Here is a 578-nt window from a genome sequence, read left to right as displayed (position 1 = left end):
GATGTGTTGGCTTTCATATTCTATGCTTTAATAGTGAGAAGCTTTTAGCAGATACTAATAAAAAAGTTAGACACAAGGAGTGGTGGACATGAAAAAATGGCTTTTTCTGTTACTGTTTTTAGTGTCTGGCGTTTCTTTTGCTAACGATCTCCCTCCCCTTCCAGGGAAAACAAGCACGTCTCCTCACAAACTCTTTATCTCGAGTGAAAGTTACCAAACCGACAGCTTTGATGTATGGAATATTGATGGTGGCTACGCCTATGAACTTTTTGATTCTGTTGACCTTTATGTAGGTGCGCGAGTCAATAACTCTCCGACTCAAAACCAAAGCGGCTTTCTCAGCGGGATCAGCTACCACTTCAATGATCGTGTCACCGTAAAAAGTACCGTAAGATCTTACAAATCTGAGAATAGCAACGGCATTCAAACCGAAGACAGTAGCCTCGCTGCTGAACTTTCTAGCCGCGTGAAAATTACCGATAAGTTAGACATTCACGCGACGTTGGATTACCAAGATTGGCAACAAGGCTTTGAGGTAGGTTTAGGTTTCCGATTTTAAAAATCGAGTGCTTCTTTTG

The 578-nt window shown here is 41.7% G+C and carries 1 protein-coding gene; it reads left to right on the top strand.

Annotation, left to right across the window (positions count from 1 at the left end; genetic code table 11):
• Positions 1 to 88 precede the first annotated feature (88 nt).
• Complete coding sequence (locus tag R8O10_RS26550; protein WP_005460677.1) at positions 89 to 559, top strand: hypothetical protein; 471 nt, start codon at positions 89 to 91, stop codon at positions 557 to 559.
• Positions 560 to 578: the final 19 nt, after the last annotated feature.

Source organism: Vibrio sp. 1727 (genome assembly GCF_033344415.1).
Lineage (GTDB): Bacteria > Pseudomonadota > Gammaproteobacteria > Enterobacterales > Vibrionaceae > Vibrio > Vibrio alginolyticus.
This window is presented reverse-complemented; position numbering and strand designations above follow the sequence as displayed.

Excerpts from the sequence above, each read along its gene's own strand:
- R8O10_RS26550 (WP_005460677.1), top strand. The coding sequence starts at position 89 with ATGAAAAAATGGCTTTTTCTGTTACTGTTTTTAGTGTCTGGCGTTTCT.